Origin of the sequence: Sphingomonas sp. DBB INV C78 (genome assembly GCF_042693015.1) — a bacterium.
Taxonomy (GTDB): domain Bacteria; phylum Pseudomonadota; class Alphaproteobacteria; order Sphingomonadales; family Sphingomonadaceae; genus Sphingomonas_E.
Genome location: NZ_CP170544.1, coordinates 1,067,886 through 1,089,560 on the forward strand (window position 1 = coordinate 1,067,886; position 21,675 = coordinate 1,089,560).

The 21,675-nt window shown below is 64.2% G+C and carries 18 protein-coding genes; 11 read left to right on the forward strand and 7 right to left on the reverse strand.

Features of this window, described 5'->3' with window-relative positions:
- Positions 1–88 precede the first annotated feature (88 nt).
- The 5 genes from radA to ACFB49_RS05225 all read left to right on the forward strand — a co-directional run bounded on the left by radA (position 89) and on the right by ACFB49_RS05225 (position 5,088).
- Positions 89–1,453, forward strand: coding sequence for a DNA repair protein RadA (radA, locus tag ACFB49_RS05205; RefSeq protein WP_380876838.1), 1,365 nt, complete (start codon positions 89–91; stop codon positions 1,451–1,453).
- Between the two features lie 522 nt (positions 1,454–1,975).
- Positions 1,976–2,500, forward strand: coding sequence for a CvpA family protein (locus tag ACFB49_RS05210; protein WP_380876841.1), 525 nt, complete (start codon positions 1,976–1,978; stop codon positions 2,498–2,500).
- Positions 2,501–2,531: 31 nt separating this feature from the next.
- The gene (locus tag ACFB49_RS05215) at positions 2,532–2,975 is read left to right on the forward strand and encodes an iron-sulfur cluster assembly scaffold protein (protein WP_380876843.1); all 444 of its coding nucleotides are present in this window, start codon (positions 2,532–2,534) and stop codon (positions 2,973–2,975) included.
- Positions 2,972–4,747 (forward strand): cation:proton antiporter, encoded by a 1,776-nt coding sequence (locus ACFB49_RS05220; protein ID WP_380876845.1) that lies wholly within the window; start codon positions 2,972–2,974, stop codon positions 4,745–4,747. The genes ACFB49_RS05215 and ACFB49_RS05220 overlap by 4 nt, the downstream gene beginning before the upstream one ends.
- Positions 4,744–5,088: a DUF423 domain-containing protein gene (locus ACFB49_RS05225; RefSeq protein WP_380876848.1), complete on the forward strand. Its 345-nt coding sequence runs from the start codon at positions 4,744–4,746 to the stop codon at positions 5,086–5,088. Before ACFB49_RS05220 ends, ACFB49_RS05225 begins: the two co-directional genes overlap by 4 nt.
- Positions 5,089–5,100: 12 nt before the next feature.
- Here ACFB49_RS05225 and hutU read toward each other — a convergent pair whose 3' ends face one another.
- Genes hutU through hutI form a run of 4 tightly spaced genes read right to left on the reverse strand, consistent with a single transcriptional unit; the run spans position 5,101 to position 10,299 of the window.
- Positions 5,101–6,765 (reverse strand): urocanate hydratase, encoded by a 1,665-nt coding sequence (hutU, locus tag ACFB49_RS05230; protein ID WP_380876851.1) that lies wholly within the window; start codon positions 6,763–6,765, stop codon positions 5,101–5,103.
- Entirely contained in the window at positions 6,762–7,580 is an 819-nt protein-coding gene (gene hutG, locus ACFB49_RS05235) for an N-formylglutamate deformylase (RefSeq protein ID WP_380876854.1), read from the reverse strand. The genes hutU and hutG overlap by 4 nt, the downstream gene beginning before the upstream one ends.
- Positions 7,577–9,100: a histidine ammonia-lyase gene (gene hutH, locus ACFB49_RS05240; RefSeq protein ID WP_380876857.1), complete on the reverse strand. Its 1,524-nt coding sequence runs from the start codon at positions 9,098–9,100 to the stop codon at positions 7,577–7,579. Before hutH ends, hutG begins: the two co-directional genes overlap by 4 nt.
- Positions 9,097–10,299 carry an imidazolonepropionase gene (gene hutI, locus ACFB49_RS05245; protein WP_380879844.1) on the reverse strand — a complete coding sequence of 401 codons (1,203 nt, stop codon included), beginning with the start codon at positions 10,297–10,299 and terminating at the stop codon, positions 9,097–9,099. The genes hutH and hutI overlap by 4 nt, the downstream gene beginning before the upstream one ends.
- 71 nt (positions 10,300–10,370) lie before the next feature.
- Here hutI and ACFB49_RS05250 point away from each other — a divergent pair, with 71 nt between their 5' ends.
- The 6 genes from ACFB49_RS05250 (at position 10,371) to ACFB49_RS05275 (ending at position 16,815) form a co-directional block, all read left to right on the forward strand.
- Positions 10,371–11,735, forward strand: a complete 1,365-nt coding sequence (locus ACFB49_RS05250; RefSeq protein ID WP_380876859.1) for a formimidoylglutamate deiminase — start codon at positions 10,371–10,373, stop codon at positions 11,733–11,735.
- Entirely contained in the window at positions 11,732–12,436 is a 705-nt protein-coding gene (gene hutC / locus ACFB49_RS05255; protein WP_380876862.1) for a histidine utilization repressor, read from the forward strand. Before ACFB49_RS05250 ends, hutC begins: the two co-directional genes overlap by 4 nt.
- A gap of 185 nt (positions 12,437–12,621) precedes the next feature.
- Positions 12,622–13,119 carry an SRPBCC domain-containing protein gene (locus ACFB49_RS05260; RefSeq protein WP_380876865.1) on the forward strand — a complete coding sequence of 166 codons (498 nt, stop codon included), beginning with the start codon at positions 12,622–12,624 and terminating at the stop codon, positions 13,117–13,119.
- Positions 13,119–13,871, forward strand: coding sequence for a glutathione S-transferase family protein (locus ACFB49_RS05265; protein ID WP_380876867.1), 753 nt, complete (start codon positions 13,119–13,121; stop codon positions 13,869–13,871). Before ACFB49_RS05260 ends, ACFB49_RS05265 begins: the two co-directional genes overlap by 1 nt.
- Before the next feature lie 24 nt (positions 13,872–13,895).
- Positions 13,896–16,217, forward strand: a complete 2,322-nt coding sequence (locus tag ACFB49_RS05270) for a TonB-dependent receptor (RefSeq protein ID WP_380876870.1) — start codon at positions 13,896–13,898, stop codon at positions 16,215–16,217.
- 58 nt (positions 16,218–16,275) lie between these two features.
- Positions 16,276–16,815, forward strand: coding sequence for a nuclear transport factor 2 family protein (locus ACFB49_RS05275; protein ID WP_380876872.1), 540 nt, complete (start codon positions 16,276–16,278; stop codon positions 16,813–16,815).
- A gap of 6 nt (positions 16,816–16,821) precedes the next feature.
- Here the strand turns inward: ACFB49_RS05275 and ACFB49_RS05280 are convergent, their stop codons facing one another.
- The 3 genes from ACFB49_RS05280 to ACFB49_RS05290 form a co-directional block, all read right to left on the reverse strand.
- On the reverse strand, positions 16,822–18,021 hold the full coding sequence (locus ACFB49_RS05280; protein ID WP_380876875.1) for a hypothetical protein: 1,200 nt from the start codon (positions 18,019–18,021) through the stop codon (positions 16,822–16,824).
- Positions 18,022–18,034: 13 nt separating this feature from the next.
- Complete coding sequence (locus ACFB49_RS05285; RefSeq protein WP_380876878.1) at positions 18,035–20,272, reverse strand: TonB-dependent receptor; 2,238 nt, start codon at positions 20,270–20,272, stop codon at positions 18,035–18,037.
- 183 nt (positions 20,273–20,455) lie between these two features.
- Positions 20,456–21,613: an LLM class flavin-dependent oxidoreductase gene (locus ACFB49_RS05290; RefSeq protein WP_380876881.1), complete on the reverse strand. Its 1,158-nt coding sequence runs from the start codon at positions 21,611–21,613 to the stop codon at positions 20,456–20,458.
- Positions 21,614–21,675: the final 62 nt, after the last annotated feature.

Below are 21,675 nucleotides of genomic sequence, written 5' to 3' on the forward strand. Positions count from 1 at the left end.
TGAAACAAGTTCAGCATGACGGGAAAGGGGCCATTGCCCTCGCTCGTGCTCATCGCTATGTTCCCGATCTGTTCAGGATCGGAGCCCCATGGCCAAACCGCAAAAACGCTATGTCTGTCAGGCCTGTGGCAGTGCCACCAGCAAGTGGCAGGGCCAATGCGTCGATTGCGGAGAGTGGAACACGCTTGCCGAGGAACTGTCGAACATCACGGTCTTTTCCGCCAAGCATGATCTGCGCGGCGGTGGCCGTTCCATCGAACTGGTCGGGCTGGATACGGAAGTCGCGCTGCCGCCGAGGATGGCGACCGGCATTGCCGAATTCGATCGGGCGCTGGGCGGCGGACTGGTATCCGGTTCCGCCACGCTGATCGGCGGTGATCCGGGCATCGGCAAATCGACCCTGCTGCTTCAGGCCGCGGCGAAGCTGGCGCTGGCCGGCCGCGACGTGGCCTATATTTCCGGCGAGGAAGCGACCGATCAGGTGCGGTTGCGCGCCCGCCGGCTGGGGTTGGGCAACGCGCCCGTCCAACTCGCTTCTGCGACCTCGGTTCGCGACATCCTGACGACCCTGTCGCAAGGCGCGCCGCCGGCTTTGCTGGTGATCGATTCGATCCAGACGATGCATTCGGACCTGATCGAAGGCGCGCCCGGCACCGTCAGCCAGGTCCGCGCGTCGGCGCAGGAATTGATCCGCTTCGCCAAGGAACGCGGCACCGCGTTGATCCTTGTGGGCCATGTCACCAAGGACGGCACGATCGCCGGCCCCCGCGTGCTCGAACATATGGTCGATACCGTGCTCGCCTTCGAAGGCGAGCGCAGCCACCAATATCGCATCCTCCGCGCCATCAAGAACCGCTTCGGCGGCACTGACGAGATCGGCGTCTTCTCGATGGCGGAAAAGGGGCTGGACGAGGTTGCCAATCCGAGCGCCCTGTTTCTCACCCATCGCGGCGAGGAAATTGCCGGCGCCACCGTCTTCCCGGCGATGGAAGGCACGCGGCCCGTGCTGGTCGAGATCCAGGCGCTCGTCGTCCGCCTGCAGAGCGGGGCGACGCCACGCCGTGCGGTGGTAGGCTGGGATTCCGGGCGACTGGCGATGATCCTCGCGGTGCTGGAGGCACGCTGCGGCCTCAGCTTCTCGACCGCGGAAGTCTATCTCAACGTATCGGGCGGTTATCGCCTGTCCGATCCTGCGGCGGACCTTGCCGTCGCCGCCGCGCTCATCTCCGCGCTCGCCGAGCGGCCCGTGGCGCCCGATGCCGTCATCTTCGGCGAAGTCGCATTGTCTGGTGAGGTCCGCCCCGTCGCCCACGGCAATCTCCGCCTGAAGGAGGCCGCCAAGCTCGGCTTCGAACGCGGCCTTGTCCCGCGCGGCGTGGAGGCGGATCAATTGCGGCTATCGGCGTTCACGACGCTCGGCGCGCTGGTCGATCACATGTTGGGGCGGGGGTAGGGCACCAGCCAGCGGAACAGCGCATAGCGCTCCGTTCGCTTACCTCCCTAAACCGTCACCCCAGCGAGACGAAGTCGACCGTAGGTCTACGCTGGGGTCCATGGCTATCACGGCAAACGGTAACGCAGATGGAGAAAGCCATGGATGCCAGCCTACGCTGGCATGACGGTTTTGTGGTCGAGGCGGCATTGTTGCTTCACTGGCGCGCTACCGTCGCCTTATCGTCGCGTGGCGGTCGCTTCCCGTTCCGATGCCGTCGCGTCAGTGTCGCGCGCCTGTGGCGTTCGCCTCACGCTGTCCTACAGCGCCTCAAATCCGTATAATCATGCGAAGGGCGCGGATTTTCGCCGTTCTCAGCTCCTTCCCATCGTGGGATCGCCATTTTGCGAGGAAGTGGAAAAATGCGCTGGTAACCCTCAACTTCCTCAACTTCGGCCGATTGCGGGTGCTTCTCCACAACTCACCGCACAAGTATCAAAGAGCCTGTTTCCCCAACCCTCATTGTCCTTTAGCAAGCCCGTCATGAATCTGACTGCGCTCGATATTGTCGTCCTGCTGCTGATGGGGGGCGGGGCCGTGCTGGGCGCCTTTCGCGGCTTCACGGCGGAAATGCTCTCGCTGTTCGCCTGGGTGGCCGCGATCCTGGCGGTGAAGATCGGTCATGGTCCGGTGACGGCGGTGCTCGAAGGGCCGGTGGGAACGCATATGGGCGCAGCGGTGCTGGCCTTCGCGCTGATCTTCATCCTGGTGTTCGTGGCCGGCAAGCTGCTCGCGGTCAGGATGGGGCGGCAGATGCGCCAATCGGTGCTCGGGCCGGTGGATCGCGCGCTAGGTTTCGGATTCGGCGGCATCAAGGGCCTGATTCTGTCGGCCTTGCTGTTCCTGGCCGTGAACCTTGCGAGCGATGTCTGGTATGGCGCGTCGGCGGAGCGGCCCGAATGGCTGCGCGCATCGCGAACTTTCCCGCTGCTCAACGCCAGCAGCCGCGCTATCGTCGATTTCGTCGAGATGCGGGCCAAGGCCGCAGAAAAGAAATCCGGTGATTAAGGGGGTGTTGCCGGGCGTCATCGCCGCCTAAATGGGGGCCATGTCCGGCGCGCTCTACAATACCGAAATCCTCCGGCTGGCGACGGCCATCCCCCACCAGCAACGGCTCGATCAGCCACAGGCGAGCGCGGAACGGCGCTCTCCCGTCTGCGGCAGCCGTATCACCGTCGACGTCAGCATGGACCCAGAAGGCAGGGTCGCTGCTCTGGGCCAGGAAGTGCGCGCCTGCGCGCTCGGCCAGGCATCCGCCGCCTTGATGGGTGGGCATGCCATCGGCCGCAGCGTCGACGAACTCGCGAATGCCCGCGATGCGCTGACGGCCTTCCTGGCAGGAGAACGGGACGATCCCGGCGACTGGCCGGGACTCGGCATTTTCGCGCCGGCGCGCCCGCACAAGGCGCGACACGCATCGATCCGGCTCGCCTTCGAAGCCGTGGCGGAGGCCGCCGCCCGCGCTTCGGAGGCGGTGGCGTGAACGAGGAGCATGTCACCACATTGCTGCTGAAGGATGGCGTGATTCTCCTCGGCGCGGCGCTCGTCCTCGTCCTCGTCTTCCGCCGCCTAGGGCTGGGCGCGGTGCTCGGCTATCTCGTCGCGGGCGCGCTGATTGGGCCGCAGGGGCTGGGTCTGGTCGGCGACGCCGAAAGCAAGCTCGGCATCGCCGAACTGGGCATCGTGCTGCTGCTGTTCATCGTCGGCATGGACCTCAATCCCGCCCGGTTGATCCGCCTGCGACGGGATATCTTCGGACTGGGGCTTGCCCAGGTCGTTCTGTGCGGCGTCGCAGTGGCCGCTTTCCTAGCCGTTGCGACGGAATTTTCCCCGGCCGCCGCGATCGCGCTCGGCCTGCCGCTGGCTTTGTCCTCGACCGCGCAGGTGCTGCCGATGCTGCGGTCGGCAGGTCGCCTTAACACGCCGTTCGGGGAAAAGAGCTTCTCGATCCTGCTGTTCCAGGATCTGTCGATCGTGCCGCTGATCACGATCATCGCAGCACTTTCCCGCGCACCCGCGGACCCCTCCGCGCCGCCGGGCTGGCTGCTCGCGATCTACACGGTCGCCGCGATCGTCGGGCTGGTGCTGGCGGGGCGCTTCATCATCAATCCGCTATTCCGCCTGATCGGCAATCTCGGCGAACGCGAGTTGTTCGTCGCCGCCGGTCTGTTCACCGTCATCACCTCCGCGGCGGTGATGGAGGCGCTCCACCTGTCGACCGCGCTGGGTGCGTTCATCGCCGGCATGATGCTGGCGGATTCGCCTTACCGGCACGAGCTGGAAGCAGATATCGAGCCGTTCCGCACCATCCTGCTCGGCCTGTTTTTCCTGGCTGTCGGCATGTTGCTCGATCTGAACGCGGTCATGACGCGGCCCGTGTTCGTGCTATCGCTTGCGGCCGCGGTGGTGATCATCAAGACCGGCGTCATATTCGGCCTCGCGCGGCTGTTTGGCCTCTCGACACGCAAAGCCTTCGCGCTCGGCCTATTGCTGAGTCAGGGCGGCGAGTTCGGCTTCGTGCTGTTCGCCCAAGCGGCGGAGGCGCAACTCGTCGCGCCGGAGGCCGCAAGCCTGTTCGGCGCGGTGGTGACGCTGTCCATGGCGAGCACGCCGTTCCTGATGAAGCTTTCGCGGCGTTTCACCGAGGAGAAATCGGTCGAGCGCACCGATCTGGAAGGGCCGTCCGCGGGCCCAGAGGGAGAGGCAATCCTTGTCGGCTATGGGCGTTTCGGCCAGACGGTCGCGCAGATGCTCATGGCGAAGGGCGTCGATGTGACGCTGATCGATAATGCGCCCTCGACGATCGAGCGCGGCGTCGATTTCGGCATGAAGGTCTATTATGGCGACGGCCTCCGCCTCGATCTGCTGCGGCAGGCGGGCGCTGAGAAAGCGAGCGCGATCATCTTCTGCATCGACGATCGCACGCTTGGCAAGGATATGCTCGAACAGGTCATGGCGGCCTTCCCGCAGGCGGCGATCCTTGTCCGCGCTTATGATCGTCAATCGCTGATGCGTCTTGATGGCCTCGATATCGCCGGATCGGTGCGCGAAATGTTCGAATCCGCGGTGCTGATGGGGCGCAAGGCGCTGGAGGCGGTGGGCGCCTCGCCCGAAGATGTCGACCGTATCGAGCATGAATATCGCGAGCGGGACACGATCCGGCTGGAGCTGCAGAGCAAGTCCGGCGATCTCCGCACGGCTAGGGACATGATGTTTCGGCCGGGCAATCCCATGGAAGGACTGGAACAGAAATGAAGCGGGTTGGGCGAGTGGCGGCGCTGGCGGGGCTTTCCGGCGCGGTTGCGGTGACCGCGGGCGCGTTCGGCGCGCACGGGGCGGAGGGCAAAGCGGCCGAATGGCTGCGGACCGGGGCGACCTACCAGCTTGTCCATGCCGCCGCCGCCATCGCGGCGCTGACGCTGCCGAGGGGACGGGGGCCTGCGCTGCTGATGCTGCTCGGCGCACTGATCTTTTCGGGCACGCTTTACGCGATGGCGTTCGGCGCCCCGCGCTGGCTGGGCGCAGTGACGCCGCTGGGTGGGCTGGGGATGATCGCGGGCTGGCTGCTGCTTGCTCTGGTGGCGCTCAGGAAGTAGCGCCACCGGCGTTCAAAGGATGCCGGGCAGGTCGAGCCCCTTTTCGCGGGCGCAGTCCTTGGCGATCTCGTAACCCGCGTCGGCGTGGCGCATCACGCCGGTTGCCGGATCGTTCCACAGCACGCGTTCGAGCCGCTTCGCCGCAGCTTCACTGCCGTCGGCGACGATCACCATGCCGGCATGCTGCGAAAAGCCCATACCGACGCCGCCGCCATGGTGGAGCGACACCCAGGTCGCGCCGGAGGCGGTGTTAAGAAGCGCGTTAAGCAATGGCCAGTCCGACACCGCATCCGATCCGTCGGCCATCGCCTCGGTCTCGCGATTGGGGCTGGCGACCGATCCGCTGTCGAGATGGTCGCGGCCGATGACGACAGGCGCCTTGAGTTCGCCCTTAGCCACCATCTCGTTGAAGGCGAGGCCAAGCCGGTGGCGATCGCCCAGGCCCACCCAGCAGATCCGCGCTGGCAGGCCCTGGAAGTGGATGCGCTCGCGCGCCATGTCGAGCCAGTTATGGAGGTGCGCGTTATCCGGCAGCAGCTCCTTCACCTTGGCGTCGGTCTTGTAGATGTCCTCGGGGTCGCCCGAGAGCGCTGCCCAGCGGAAGGGACCGATGCCGCGGCAGAAGAGCGGGCGGATGTAGGCGGGCACGAAGCCGGGGAAGTCGAAGGCGTTAGCGACGCCGGCCTCCAGCGCCATCTGGCGGATATTGTTGCCATAATCGACCGTTGGCACACCGGCCGCCTGGAAATCGAGCATGGCGCGGACATGGGTGGCCATCGACTGCTTGGCCGCCGCCGCAACCCCGGTGGGATCGCGCTCGCGACCCTCGGCCCACTGCTCCAGCGTCCAGCCGACGGGGAGGTAGCCGTTGACCGGATCATGGGCGGAGGTCTGATCGGTCAGCAGATCGGGGCGGATACCGCGGGCGTAAAGTTCGGGCAGGATCTCGGCAGCATTGCCCAGCAGGCCGACCGAGACGGCCTTCTTCTCGGCACAAGCCTTGTCGATGATCGCCATCGCTTCTTCGATGGTCGTCGCGGCATGATCGAGATAACCGGTGCGCAACCGCATCTCGATCCGCGAGGGCTGGCATTCCACGGCGAGGCAGGATGCGCCGGCCATCACCGCAGCCAGCGGCTGCGCGCCGCCCATGCCGCCGAGGCCCGCGGTGAGCAGCCACTTGCCCGTTAGCGATCCACCGTGGTGTTGGCGGCCCATCTCGACGATGGTTTCGTAGGTTCCCTGAACGATGCCCTGGCTGCCAATATAGATCCACGATCCGGCGGTCATCTGGCCGTACATGGCGAGGCCTTTGCGATCGAGCTCGTGGAAATGCTCCCACGTCGCCCAATGCGGCACGAGGTTCGAATTGGCGAGCAGCACGCGCGGCGCATCGGCGTGGGTGCGGAACACGCCGACCGGCTTGCCCGACTGGACGAGGAGGGTCTGATCGTCCTCCAGCCGCTTCAGCGTCTCGACGATCCGGTCATAGCTTTCCCAATCGCGCGCGGCACGGCCGATGCCGCCATAGACGACCAGCTCCTCGGGTCGTTCCGCCACGTCGGGGTGGAGATTGTTCATCAGCATCCGCAGCGCGGCCTCGGTGAGCCAGCTCTTGGCGGACAGTTCCGTGCCGGTGGCGGGGCGGATGACGCGGCTATTGTCGATGCGGGTCATGCTTGTTCCTTGGCGAAGGCAATGGCGGCCGTGAGCACGGTTTTGAGGACGTGGCGGAGCGGCTCGGCGAGGGCGGCGTCAAAGGGTGTCGGCCAGTTGGCGGGGGTGAAGGGTTCAGCCGGTTCGTCGATATAGCCGCGGCAGGCGAGCTCCATCTGGATCGCGTGCACGCCCTTTTCCGGCTGCCCATAATGGCGGGTGATCCAGCCACCCCGGAAACGGCCGTTGGTGACGCGGCTGAAGGGAGAGGCGTCGCAGGCGGCTTCGATAGCGGCGGTCAGGGCCGGACCGCAGGTTGTGCCGCCATTATCGCCGATATTGAACTGCGGCAGCTCACCGTCGAACAGGCGCGGCACGTGGCTGCGGATCGAATGGGCGTCGTAGAGAGTGATGGCGGGATGCAGCCCGCGCAGCCGCTCGATCTCCGCGCGGATCGCCGCGTGGTAGGGATCGAAATAGAGGCTGCGCCTCCGCGCGATCTCCGCCTCGTCCGGCGCGGCCCCAGAATAAAGTGGTTCGCCGTCGAAGGTTTCGACTGGGGAAAGCCCGGTGGTCGCCTGACCGGGATAGAGCGACACGCCCGAAGGATCGCGGTTCACGTCGATCACGGTGCGCGAGAAGGGCGTGCGGATCGTCGTCGCGCCGAGATCGCGCGCGAAGGCGTAGAGCTTGTGGATCCACCAATCGGCATCCTTGCGGGCCAGCCACGCATCGGCGAGCGTCGCTTCGATATCCGCCGGGATATCAGTTCCCGTATGCGGGAAGCTGACGATCAGCGGCGCGGTGCCGCGGTGGATTTCCAGCCAGTCGCTCATGCGATGCCCGGTAGATCGGCGAGGGCGGCGACCTTGCCGTCCGCGACCAATGCGGTGGCAGCGGCGATGTCGGGATGGAAATGGCGGTCCTCGCCCAGGGTCGGCACCACGCCGCGCAGCAGCGCGCGGGCGGATTCGAGCGTGGTGCTGGAGGTGAGCGGCGCGTGGAAATCACAACCCTGCGCGGCCGCCAGATATTCGATGCCGATCACCGCACGGGCATTTTCCGCCATCGCCAGCAGCCGCCGAGCACCATGCGCGGCCATCGACACATGATCTTCCTGATTGGCCGAGGTCGGGATCGAATCGACGCTCGCCGGATAAGCGCGCTGCTTGTTTTCGGAGACGAGCGCAGCGGCCGTCACCTGCGGGATCATAAAGCCCGAATTGAGCCCCGGATGCGGCGTCAGAAAAGCGGGCAGGCCGGACAGTGCAGGGTCGACCAACATGGCGATGCGGCGCTCGGCAATCGACCCGATCTCACAGATGGCGAGCGCTATCATGTCGGCGGCGAAGGCGACCGGCTCGGCGTGGAAATTGCCGCCGGAAAGCGCCTCGTCGGTATCGGCGAAGATCAGCGGGTTATCCGACACGCCATTGGCTTCGGTGGCGAGCGTTTGGCCGGCTTGACGCAGCAGATCGAGCGCCGCGCCCATCACCTGCGGCTGGCAGCGCAGGCAATAGGGATCCTGCACGCGCGCATCGCCTTCGAGGTGCGAGGCGCGGATGGCGGAGCCGGCCATCAGTTCGCGCAACGCCTCCCCCACCTCGATCTGGCCGGCGTGACGGCGGAGCTGGTGGATGCGGGCATCGAAGGGCGCGTCCGATCCCTTGGCCGCTTCGGTGGAAAGCGCACCGGTGATGAGGGCGGAACGGAACAGGTTTTCCGTCTCGAACAGCCCGGCGAGCGCATTGGCGTTGGAGAATTGCGTGCCGTTGAGCAGCGCCAGCCCTTCCTTGGGGCCGAGCGTAAGGGGCACGAGACCGGCTGACGTCAAGGCGTCGGATGCGCGCAATACTTTGCCGCCAACATAGATTTCGCCCACGCCGATCATCGCCGCGGCCATATGCGAAAGCGGGGCGAGGTCGCCGCTGGCGCCGACCGAACCCTGGCAGGGGATGAGCGGCGTCAGCCCCTTCGCCAGCATTGCCTCCAGCATCGCCACCGTCTCAGGCCGCACGCCCGATGCGCCATGGGCGAAGCTTGCGAGTTTCAACGCGATCATCAGTCGCGCGATCGGCACGGGCATCGGCTCGCCGACGCCGGCGGCGTGGCTCAGCACGATATTGCGCTGAAGCGTGGCGAGATCCTCCGCCTCGATGCGGACGCTGGCGAGCTTCCCGAAACCGGTGTTGATGCCGTAGACCGGGGCGCCGTGGGCCAGGATCCGTTCGATCGCCGCGGCGCTGGCCGCGATGGCGGGCGCGGTCGAAGTGTCCAGCCGCGCGCTCGCGCCGTGATAGATGGCGCGCCAGTCGGCCAGCGTCGCTTCGCCGGCCTTGAGAATGATTTCGGTCATCGACCACTCCAGATACGGGCATGGAGCGGGTTGAACCCCATGCGATAAACCAGTTCGGCGGGGCGTTCCACGTCCCAGATCGCAAGATCGCAGGCCTTGCCGGCTTCGAGCGTGCCGATGCGATCGAGCAGGCCAAGCGCGCGGGCGGCTTCCCGCGTTATGCCGGCGATGCATTCGGGCACGGTCAGCCGGAACAAGGTTGCCGCCATATTCATCACCAGCAGCGGCGAGGTGAGGGGCGAGGTGCCGGGGTTGCAGTCGGTGGCGAGTGCGATCGGAACGCCAGCAGCGCGTAATGCCTCGATCGGCGGCAGCTTTGTCTCACGGACGAAGTAGAAGGCGCCCGGTAGTAGCACGGCAACCGTGCCGAATTTCGCCATCGCCGCGACGCCGGCTTCGTCCAGAAATTCGAGATGATCGGCGGAAAGGGCACCGAAACTGGCTGCGAGCGCTGCACCGTGAAGGTTGGAAAGCTGTTCGGCGTGGAGCTTGATCGGCAGGCCCTGCGCACGGGCGGCCTCGAACACGCGGCGGACCTGATCGGGCGTGAAGCCGATTCCTTCGCAGAAAGCGTCCACGGCGTCGGCCAGCCCTTCCGCCGCAAAGGCGGGGATCAACCTGTCGGCAATTTCGGCGATATAGGCGTCGGGGTCGCCGGAAAATTCGGGCGGCAAGGCGTGCGCGCCGAGGAAAGTGGTGCGGACGGATATAGGTCGCTGGTCGCCAAGCGCGCGGGCGGCACGAAGCTGTTTCGCCTCATGCACCAGCGACAGGCCATAGCCCGACTTGATCTCGACCGTGGTGACGCCCTCGCCAATGAGCGCGTCGAGACGGGGAAGGGTGGCAGCGACCAATTCGGCCTCGCTGGCGGCGCGGGTCGCCTTCATGGTCGAGATGATGCCGCCGCCGGCGCGGGCGATCTCCTCGTAGGAAGCGCCAGCAAGTCGGAGCTCGAACTCATGCGCGCGATCGCCGCCGTAAACGAGGTGGGTGTGGCAATCGATCAGACCGGGGGTGATCCAGCGGCCTTCGCAATCGATGACCTCCGCGGCGTCGAGTGTGGGCGCTTGGGAGGCCGGGCCGGCATAGACGATCATGCCGTCGCGGGCCGCGATCAGTCCGTCCTCCACCTCGCCGAGGCCGGAGTTGCCGGACGCAAGAGTGGCAAGGCGAGCATTGCGCCAGATGCGATCGCACAGCGTCACATTCGCCTCCTTCCGTCTGTCCTCAATAATGTCTATACATATTCGTGAACGAGGGAGCCTGTCCAGTGGTCGAAAGCACCGCCTTCCATTTCGCAACTGCCCTGCTGCCGCAGGGCTGGCATTCGGACGTGCGCGTGAGCGTGGCCGACGGGACGATCTCGGCGGTCCATATCGGCGTCGCGCCTGAGCCGAGCGACGAGCGAATCGCGATTGGCCTGCCGGCAATGGGCAATCTGCACAGCCATGCCTTCCAGCGCGCGATGGCGGGGCTGACCGGCCTGCGCGGGCCGGGTGCGGACAGCTTCTGGACATGGCGCGAATGGATGTATCGCTTTGTCGCCAAGCTGACGCCGGATGATGTCGAGGCCATCGCGGCGCTGGCTTATGTCGAGATGGTCGAAGCCGGATATGGCCGGGTCGGCGAGTTCCATTATCTGCACCACGATATTGGCGGTCACGCCTTCGTCGATCCCGCGGAAATGGCGGTGCGTATCGGCGCCGCATCGCAGACCGCAGGCATCGGCCTCACCCTTTTGCCGGTCTTCTATGCCCAAGGCGGCTTCGGCGGTGTGCCGGCGGGCGAGGGGCAGACGCGTTTCCTGACCAATCCCGACAGCTATACCCGTCTGATCGAGGCGAGCCGCAGGGCGATGGCACCGCTGACTGGCGCGATCGTCGGGATCGCGCCGCACAGCCTTCGCGCCGTGACGTCCGATGCGCTGGCGGCGGTGTTGCCGCTGGCGGATGCCCATCCGATCCACATCCACATCGCCGAACAGGTGCGCGAGGTTGAGGATTGTGTCGCCTGGAGCGGGCAACGTCCGGTCGAGTGGCTGTTCGATCATGCGCCCGTCGATGCGAGTTGGTGCCTCGTCCATGCGACGCACATGACGGCCGAGGAGAGCGCTCGTCTTGCCGCATCGGGCGCAGTGGCGGGATTGTGCCCTGTTACCGAGGCAGATCTTGGCGATGGCCTGTTTCCGGCGGTCGATTATCGCAAGGCCGGCGGTGCATGGGGTGCCGGGACGGATTCCAATGTGGCGATCGACCTCGCCGACGAGTTGCGGCTGCTGGAATATGGGCAGCGGCTCCACCATCGCGGCCGCAACCTGCTGGCGGAGGTCGACGGCTCGGTCGGACGGACGCTGTTCGTTGAGGCACTGGCAGGTGGGACACGCGCGCTGGGGGCGGAAGCGGGCCTGGTGGTTGACCTGCCGGCGGACTGGATCACGCTCGATGCCGATCATCCGGCGCTTGTGGGCCGCACCGGTGACGCGATTCTAGACAGCTTCATCTTTGCCGCGGGCCGACGTCTCATTGATGGCGTGTGGCTAGGTGGGCGACGGTTGGTGACGGGCGGCGTTCATCATCACCGCGACGTGGTAACCGCGCGTTATATTGCGGTGATGCAACGACTGCTCACCGCATGACGACACTCAACCGACGAATCCGCGAGCATATCGAGCAACGCATACTTTCGGGCGCGTGGCCGCCGGGGCACCGTATCCCGTTCGAACATGAACTGATGGCCGAGTTCGGCTGCGCGCGGATGACGGTGAACAAGGCAATCGCGGCGCTGGTCGACGCCGGCCTGATCGTGCGTCGTCGTCGCGGCGGGTCGTTTGTGGCCGAACCGAGGGTTCATGCGCCGGTGCTGGCGGTGCCGGACATTCGCGCAGAGGTGGAGGCGCGAGGGCAGCGTTACGGCCTCCGCCTGCTGTCGCGCAAATGTCGGAAAGCCTTGGACCACAGCCCGATCGAGGGGCAACTGGCGCGAGACGGCCATTTGCTGGTGCTGGAATGCCTGCATCTCGCCGACGATCGACCGTTCGCGCTGGAGGAGCGATTGATCGGGCTGGCGGCCGCGCCCGCTGCAGTCGATGTCGATTTCAGCCAAATCCCGCCCGGCACCTGGCTGCTCGATGCGGTGCCTTGGACCGAAGCGGAGCATCGCATCGCCGCCATCAACGCAGATGCGCATGTATCGGGCCTGCTCGATGTGCCGCCGCACACCGCCTGCCTCGCGATCGAGCGGCGGACCTGGAAGGAGGATATGGACGTCACCCATGTCCGGCAGATATTCCCCGGCTCGAACTATGATCTGGTCGCGCGGTTCACGCCGAAATCCTGATTTCGCCGCAGACGTTCCGCATGGCAAATCGGCAACAGTCGATCCGCAAGCTGACATATTTCGTATTATGCAACGTCAGTTTGCGTAATATGGGCATTGACGAGACCGGGGTTTCGCTGCCAGAGGGCAGGTGAGGCCCCACGCCATGGCGAACAAGAAGGGCCAATATCTATCAGGAGACGGATATGGCCCAGACCGACGGCATGGCCCTCGATCCCGCGAATATCGTGCGATCGGAGCGTATCGAGATCGATGCACCCGCGCGCGTCGTCTGGGAAGTTCTGACCGATTTCACCAATTACAAGGCGTGGAACCCATTTTGCATCGAATGCGACAGCAAGCTCGAAATGGGCGCTGCCGTGAACATGAAGCTCGCCAGCTACACCATGCCCGGCCAGGTCGTGGAGAATGTGGAATATATCTGCGCGATTGAGCCCGAGCGCATGATCTCCTGGGAACTCCCCTATATGGAGATCTGGCCCTATCCGGCACGCCGTGACCAGATCATCGAGAAACTGGGTGAAGACCGCTGTGCCTATCTGAGCACGGATGCGTTTTTCGGCGAGGTCGGCACGCATGTTATGCGCTTCTGCGGTGACTGGGTGAAGCGCGCCTTCGATGACACGGCGATCGCGCTCAAGGCGCGGGCCGAGGCGCTTTATGCCGCGCGGAAGGCCGCGTGATGTTTGAAGTTCTCGGCATGAGCAGCCCGAATGTGCTCAAGCTGGTGTTGATGCTGGAAGAATGCGGCTTCGACTATCGCCTGCGGCATGTCGACGTGTTCGCCGGCCAGCAGTTCGATCCCGCCTTTCTGGCGATGAGCCCGAATAACAAGGTGCCGGTGCTGATCGATCATCGCGGTGCGGAGCCGTTCGCGGTATTCGAGAGCGCGGCGGCGTTGCTCTATCTGTCAGAAACATCGGGCAAGATGATGCCGACCGATGCCCATCTGCGGTCGCGTGCGATGTCTTGGCTGATGCTGCAGACGGCTTCCGTCGGCCCGATGTTCGGCCAATATGTCCATTTCTTCCGTTACGCGCCTGAAGGCGAGCGGGAATATGGCGTGCGTCGCTATCAGAGCGAGGCTGCGCGTATCCTTGGCGTGCTCGAGCGGCGGCTGGCCGAGAGCGCGAATATCGCCGGCGAGGATTATGGGCTGGCCGATGTCGCGACTTTGCCGTGGATCCGCACGGCGGACAGCATCTTTCCGCTGTTCCAGGACAAAGGGAACTGGTCACAGTTCCCGGCGCTGCGGCGTTGGTTCGACGCCGGCCTTGCCCGCCCGGCATCGCAGCGCGCGATCGCGGCGCTCGATGGCCTGCTGCCCGATGACATTGCCGCCTTCGGCCGCGCCGATGGCGATGCAATTGACCGTTTCTGCGGACGTGGTCGTCATGACCACGCCGCCAATCTGAGTGCCGCAACGACGGCCTGAACGACTGCCCCGGAGGAAGACCAAGTGCAAATCACCCGTTTGAATCGCGGCGCGAGCCTGCTCGCGCTGTCGCTGATGATCGGCTCGGCGCCCGCGCTGGCGCAGGATGCTGCTGCCGAAGCACCGGCCGACACCGGCGGCATCGCGGACATCGTCGTCACGGCGCAGAAGCGCGCCGAAAATGTTCAGGAAGTGCCGATCGCGATTTCCGCGGTGAGCTCCGAATATCTCGAATCGCGCGGCATCACCTCGATCGACCAACTCGGCACGATCGCGCCGAACATGAAGATCGAGCGCGCGCCGTCCAACAAGACGATCACCCAGATCGCGATCCGTGGCTCGGTGACGATCAACCCCGCGATCACCTGGGAGCCGGCGGTCGGCCTCTATGTCGACGGCGTCTATATCGCCAAGGCGCAGGGCTCGATTTTCGATATTGCCGATCTGGAGCGCGTCGAGGTTCTGCGTGGCCCGCAGGGCACGCTCTACGGTCGCAACACGCTGGCGGGCGCCGTCAATCTCGTCACGCAGAAGCCGTCGGGTGAGCTCGGCGGTTCCGCGGAGATCACCTATGGCGACTATGATTATTGGAAGGCCAAGGCCATCCTCGATCTGCCGCAGATGGGGATCTTCTCGGCCAAGGTTTCCGGCCAGATCCAGAAGCGCGACGGCTTCATCAAGGTGGTGCCCGATTTCATCGGCACCAATCCGCCGCTCAAGGACACCAATGATCTCGATAACAAGAGCTTCATGGTGCAGGTCCGTGCCCAGCCGAGCGACAATCTGACGATCGATTATGCCTTCGATTACAGCAAGTTCGATCAACGCCCCGACTATGCGCAGCTCTACAGCGTCAACCAGAATGGCCAGCCGGGCGACATCTTCGACCCGAATTCGGCCAATTATTCCGGCATTCCGCTGTTCCTCTACGCCAACAAGGATCGCCAGAGCACGGCGACGCTCGACACCGACGTGTTCGAGCGCACGAAGACGATGGGCCACGCGCTGACCATCGCTCTGGACCTAGGCAACGCCGAACTGAAGTCGATCACCGCCTATCGCACGCTCGACTTCAACGATCTGCTCGATCTCGATGGATCGCCGCTGCCAGTGGCCGTCACGGGCCGCGACACCGATTATCATTCGTTCAGCCAGGAATTGCAGGTCACCGGCACGGCGTTCGACGATCGCCTGAATTATGTCGCCGGTCTCTACTACTTCAAGGACAAGGCCGAGACACTCGGACCGCAGTCCTTCTTCTTCGGGGCGAGCACGTTCGAATCCGATTATGGTTCGCATACGGAAGCCTATGCGGCTTATGCGCAGGCTGATTTCAAGATCACCGAAAAGCTGATCCTGACGGGCGGCATCCGCTACACGCATGAGAAGAAGGACATCATGCGCCTTCTGGTTGCCCAGCCCGGCACGCCGGCTGAAGCCACCCAGATCGACGTTGGCTATGGCGACGTGCCCGACGCGAAATATAATGATGTCAGCCCGGCGGCGACGCTGCGTTATGAGATCACCGATCGCATCAACGTCTATGCGCGCTATGCCAAGGGCTTCAAGTCGGGCGGTTTCAACGGCGAAACCAACGTGGTGCTTCCGGCGACGGCGGAGTGCCCCTCCGGTGCGGTTGAGCTTTGCAACCCGTATAAGCCGGAGAAGGTGGACAGCTACGAGATCGGCTTCAAGTCGCGCCTTCTCGACAACAAGTTGCAGCTCAACCTTGCCGCCTTCTGGGATGATCACAAGGACATCCAGCTTTCGGTATTCCGGGGTTCCGGTGCTGCTGGCTCGGTCGTGTTCAATGCGGCTGCTGCGCGTATCCGCGGTCTCGAGCTTGAGTGGCTGGCACGCCCGGCCGACTGGTTCACGGTCAACGGCTCGTTCGCGCTGCTCGACGCCAAGTATAAGAGCTATCTCGATGGCGGCCAGGACGTCGCCGACAACCGCGCTTTCCCGCACACACCGAAATATTCGGCTTCGCTGGGTATGGATTGGCGTGTCGTTGAAGGTGATTGGGGTCGGTTCAACCTGATCAGCGACCTGAGCTACGTTTCCAAATATTACACCTATCCGTTCGCCATCGATGTGCCGAATCCTTCGGACCAGACGGCGAAGACGACGCAGTCGCCGGGCCGCACGATCGTCAACCTGCGCGGCGTGGTTTCGGAAGTGCCGTTGGGTGGCGTGGAAGCGCAATTCTCGTTGTGGGTGAAGAACCTGTTCAAGGAGAACAACCCGCAGAACTTCATCGACTTCGGACCGAGCTTCGGCGGCCTGACGGTCGCCTACTACCCCGATCCGCGGACCTTCGGCATCACTGCCGGCATCAAGTTCTAAGGACGACAAGCCCCTTCCTGGATTATCCAGGGAGGGGTTTTCATTTGACGAGGACGATATGAGCGACCGGGAAGCCCGCCTGCAGGAATTGCTGGACCGCGAGGAGATCCGCCAGCTCATCACCGTCTACTGCCAGGCGTCCGACCGGCACGACCATGAGAAGCTGCGCACCCTCTATCATGAGGATGCGATCGACGATCATGGCGCGATGTTCTGCGGGCCCGCGATGGAGTTCATCGACAAGCTGCCGGAAATCCAGGCACCGATGGAAATCCTCCACCATAATGTGACGACCATCAACCTCGCGATTGACGGCGATTATGCGGAAGGCGAGGTCTATCTGCTCGCGCTCCACCGCGCCAAGACGCCGGACGGGCCGATGGATGTGCTGGTGGGCGGCCGCTACTTCGACAAATATGCCAAGCGTGACGGGCGCTGGAAATTCCTGCACCGCGCGATCGTGGCCGACTGGGCCAATATCCATTCGCCGTCGATCATCGACCTGGAACATCCCTTCCTGGAGGGCGCCAAGATCGGCAAGCCGGGGCCGGCCGATCCATCCTATGGCTTCTTCCGATTGATCAAACGCGGAGCCTGAGCGCTTTCAGCCGAGTGCCTTGAGATCGGCAAACGGCAGCACCCGCGCTTCGAGTGGCGCTACCGTCTCCTCGGGCAGCACGAAACGCCAATAGACCATGCCGGTCGGCCGCCCCTGCGTGTCGATCCAGTTCGGCACGCCCGGATCGCGATGCGCCAGCACCATGCGGAAGCGCCCATCAGGCAGCAATTTCGTCGACTTGCCGTTCCGCGAAATGGTGTGGGTTTCGTAGTCGTAGGTCTGCAGGAAACGGTTCCACAGCACGACATTGGCGAAGCGGCATTTGGGGAAGCGTCCCTCGATCACCAAGGCTTGATCGGGCGCAAGCGCATAAGGCGCCATGGAATAGGCCGAACTGCGATTGGCGAAGCCGATGTCGCCCGCCGGAATCTGGGCCGGATTGAAGCGGTTGGGAATGATCGAGACCCAGGCGGGGATCTTGTCAGGCTGCATCATCGGCATGCCGATCGTGGTTTCGCGCAGGAAGGTGATGACGCGACGGATCGACGCTGCGATCCAGGCGTCGTCGGGTGCTGGGCGCGGTGAGGCAGGTTCCACCGCTTCGATGCGGAGCGGGATCTGCTTTACGGGGTCTGCGCAAATGGGTTTTGCGCGTTCGAAGAAATGGCGCGTCTGGATCATCCCGACGCCGGGCTCTAGCTTGAACTTCTGATCGGGGCCGACGAGGAATTCGAAGTCGCCGTCGCGCGAAATCTTCATGGCGCGATCGTCGACGACCAGCGCTACGCCCTTCGACGGTACGCCATCGACGCCCGCACGTTCGAAACTGAACGAGGTGAAGTCTGCGCCGCCCACATTGCCGCTGATCCGGTAGGTGCGGGCCGGGTCGATGAAGGCGGTGTAATAGAGTGCGTCGGGATTATCGCCGAGGAATTTGGTCACCATATCGGCGGTGCGGCGGAATGCCGGCCGGTCCGGATCGGCCTCCGCAATCAGCGATAAGGCGACATGGAGGTGGTGGAGGATCTGGCGGTGCCCGTCCGAAATGTCGGTCACGCCGGCGATGCGACGTGCTGGGCTCAGATAATCATGGTCGAGCTGCTGGAGGAGGGCGATGAGTTCGCCGAAGGCGACCCGCGATTGCGTCTGCAGCGCTGCGGGCGCCGTCTGGGCCCCGACCGTCGCGGGTGCCAGTGCGGCGGCACCCAGCGTTCCCAAGGATCCGATGAAGTGCCGCCTGTCCATATGCCCCTCGTTTCTAGCGTCGGATCGCCAGCGTGACCGAATAGCGCCGGGGATCGTTGAAGAAGCCCTCCATGAAGCCGAAGGCGCCGGAGCCGTCATAGCCTGCCACCAGCACCTGCTTGTCGGTCACATTGTCGACCGCGAAGCGAACCGAGGTGCCCCGCCAAGGCAGGTCGAACTCGGCGCTCAGGTTGAGCAAAGCATAATCGGGTGAGCGGAGTGGCGAATTTTCGACGTCGATGAAGGTCTTGCTGCGATACGTTCCATCCGCGCGGAAAACGGCGTCGAGTTCGTCGGTGATCGGCGCGGTGTAGACGAGGCTGAGGCTACCTGTCATTTCCGGCGCCTGCTTGGGCTCACGGAAGGTGAGGTCGATGCCACCCGATTCATATTCGAGATATTTGGCGTCAAGCAGGCCGATCGAACCACTGACGCGGAACTGCGGCGAGACGCGCGCGTCGAATTCCACCTCAAGGCCCTGGATGCGCGACTTGCCGGCGTTCTGGATGGTCACGACCGGAATGCCGCCCGCGCCGACGCTGGAGACCAGCAACTGCTGATCCTTATAGTCGTTGCGGAACGCGGCGACGTTGATCGTCACCAGGCCGTCGAAGCTGGTCTTCAGGCCGACTTCGTAGGCGTTCAGGAATTCAGGATCATAGGAGCCGATCTCTGCCGCCACGGTCGGCCGCCCGTTGAAACCGCCGCTGCGGAAGCCCCGCGAGAAGGAGGCATAGGTCAGAATGTCGGGCGTGAACTTGTAGGACAGCGATGCACGCGGCGTGAACGCATCCCAATTGTCCGACAGGGTGTAGGGGTTGAAGCCTGGGATCAGTGGCTGCTGGCTGTAGATGCGGGTCGCCGATTGGGTAAAGGTCTTCTTCTCATAGGTGTAGCGGCCACCCAGCTCGAGGTTGAGCGCGTCGGTGAGATCGAAGGTCAGGTTCGCGAAGGCGGCATAATTGGTCGTCTTCTGCCGGTTGCGGAAATCGATGTTGAAATCGAGCGCAGTCGCCAACGCGGGATCGAAGCCCGCGGCGATCAGCGCCGGATAGAGACCGTCGGCGACGTACAGCGTCGTGTTGTCGCGTGTCTTTTCGCGGAAATAATAGGCACCGACCAACAGGTTGGCGCGGTCGCCGAATAGCGGCGTGACATATTGCAGTTCCTGGCTGAACTGTTCGGCCTTTTCGTCGTGAATGTCGCCGGCGTAGTTGATGGTCGACGATGCGTCGCCGTCGCGGCCGAACAGGGCCTCGACCCAGCGATAGGCGCTGATCGACTTGATGGTGCCTTCGCCGACGTCATAGGACAGGGTCAGGCCGACATTGGCGGCGTCGGTGTTGTCGTGGTTGAGCTCCGGCGTGCTGTCCGTGCGGTCAATGCGGTCCGGCGCGGTGCAGCAGGGCGCCAGGAAAGCGGACTGGAGGCCCGAGAAGAAGGTCGGCGTGAAGCTCAGCATCGAGTGCGCGCGCGCATTCTGGCGGCGGCGCAGGCCATCGACGGTGAGCACGGCGTCGAAGGGCGAGGCATCGTAATGCAGCGTCACCCGACCGGCGACGACATTCTTGTTGCTGAGATTGTCGCCCGACGGAATCTTCTGCCAGCCTTCGCCCCACTCGCCGAGCGCGGACACGCCGATCGAGAGGCCATCGGAAAGCGGCGCCTCGACATTCGCGCGGGCGCGAACGGTGTTGTAGGAGCCGTAGCGGAGATCGGCCTGCAGTACGTTGGTGCCGTCTGGGATGCGGCTGACGACGCTGATCGCGCCGCCGATGGTGTTCTTTCCGAACAATGTGCCCTGCGGTCCGCGCAGGATTTCGATGCGGTCGATGCCGAGCAGTTCGGTCGTCGCGCCGAAGGTGCGGGCGACATAGACGCCGTCGATATAGAGACCGACGGCGGGGTCCGCGGTGATGATGAAATCATTCTCGCCGACGCCACGGATGAAGGCGGCGATGCCACCGCTATTGCCGCCCTGGCCCGGCGTGAAATTGAGGTTGGGGGCGATTTCCTGAACGTCCGTCACGGCATCGAATCCGCGTGAGTCGAGCCCGGCCTGGTTCACCGCGGTGACGGCGATCGGCACGTCCTGCAGCTTTTCCTCGCGCTTGCGGGCGGTGACGACGATGTCCGTGCTGTCTTCGGCGACGGCACTATCCTGTGCCTGAGCGGTCGCGGGAATGGTGAAGGCGGTGCCGGAAACGGAGATCAAGAAAGCGGCGCGCAAGGCGCGCGTGCGGATCGTCATGGTAACCTCCCCTGAAAGTCAGCGGCTTTGCGCCGTCTTTGCAGGGACAGGGCTATGCCTTCCAGCGACTGTTGATCAACATGACGAGAACGTCATGCACTCACTTTGCGTCGCTAAATGTCAATTGATGTAGATAAGCGGTATTTCGACCCTCCCTCCGTGAGGAGGGAGGGTCGAAGAAGCTTACTCGGCTGCGATGGCTTCGCGTTCCGCCGCCTTGGCGCGGAAGTGCGGGATCACCTTCTGGCCGATGTTGCGGATCGTCTCCAGGATCGCGGCATGCGGCACGGTGCCCATCTGGAAGAGGAACAGCACCTCGTCGGCACCGGCTTCCTCCAGCCGCGTCACATAGCGGATGCAATCGTCGGCATTGCCATAGGCGTCCTGCGCGACGGTGTAGTTGCTGGTCATTGCGTCGGCGCCGTCGACGATCTTTTCTTCGGAAATATAGGCGACGACATGTTCGCGGGCCTGGCCCAGCGCCACCTCATTATCCTCAGCGGACTCGATATGCGCGGTCGGCTTCGGGCCACCCTGATACCAATAAGAGATGGCTTCAGCGAAGAAACGCTGGCCCTTGAGGCCGATGCGGCGCGCCTCGTCACGATCGTCGAGCACGCAGGCGGCGCAGAAGGCGGCAAGATGCTCGTTGGGACGGAAACCGACCTGATCCTCGGCTTTACGGTTCTTGAAATGCTCGCGGTAGATCGCATTCTTGCGGGCGATTTCATCGGGGCCCGAGAAGCCGAGGACGAGCGCGCCGATGCCGCGGTCACCGGCCAACTGAAGCGTCGATTCACGCGTGCAGGCATAATAGATCGGCGGGTGCGGATCCTGAACCGGGCTCGGGTGGATCGGACGCGACGGGATCTTGATGTAGGTGCCGTCATGCTCGACATGACCGTCCTTCAGGATCTTCGGGATGAGGTACATGCTCTCGTCGATCATCGGCTGCAACTCGGCGAGGTCATAGCCGAAGGTGCCCGCTTCCTGCTGGGTGCCGCCCTTGCCCATGCCGAAATGGACGCGGCCGCCGGACAGGATGTCGAGGGTGGCGATACGCTCCGCAACCTTCACCGGATGGTTCATCGCCGGCGGCAGGCAGACGACGCCATGGCCGATGCCGATCCGCGTGGTGCGGCCGGCGATGTAGGCGAGGAAGGTCTCCGGCGCCGACATATGGGCATATTGGGTGAGCGCGGTGTGTTCGACCGCCCAGACATTGTCGAAGCCCATTTCCTCGGCAAGCAACACCTGCTCGACGATCTCCTCGAAGCAGCGACGCTCGGACTCGCGCGAGGGGTCCGCCATCTGCGCTTCGTAAATGATCGAGAATTTCATTCGACTCGTTCCTCTCTCCACATGGGCTTTGTCGAGGATGATGGGACCGGGCGCGGTGGCGG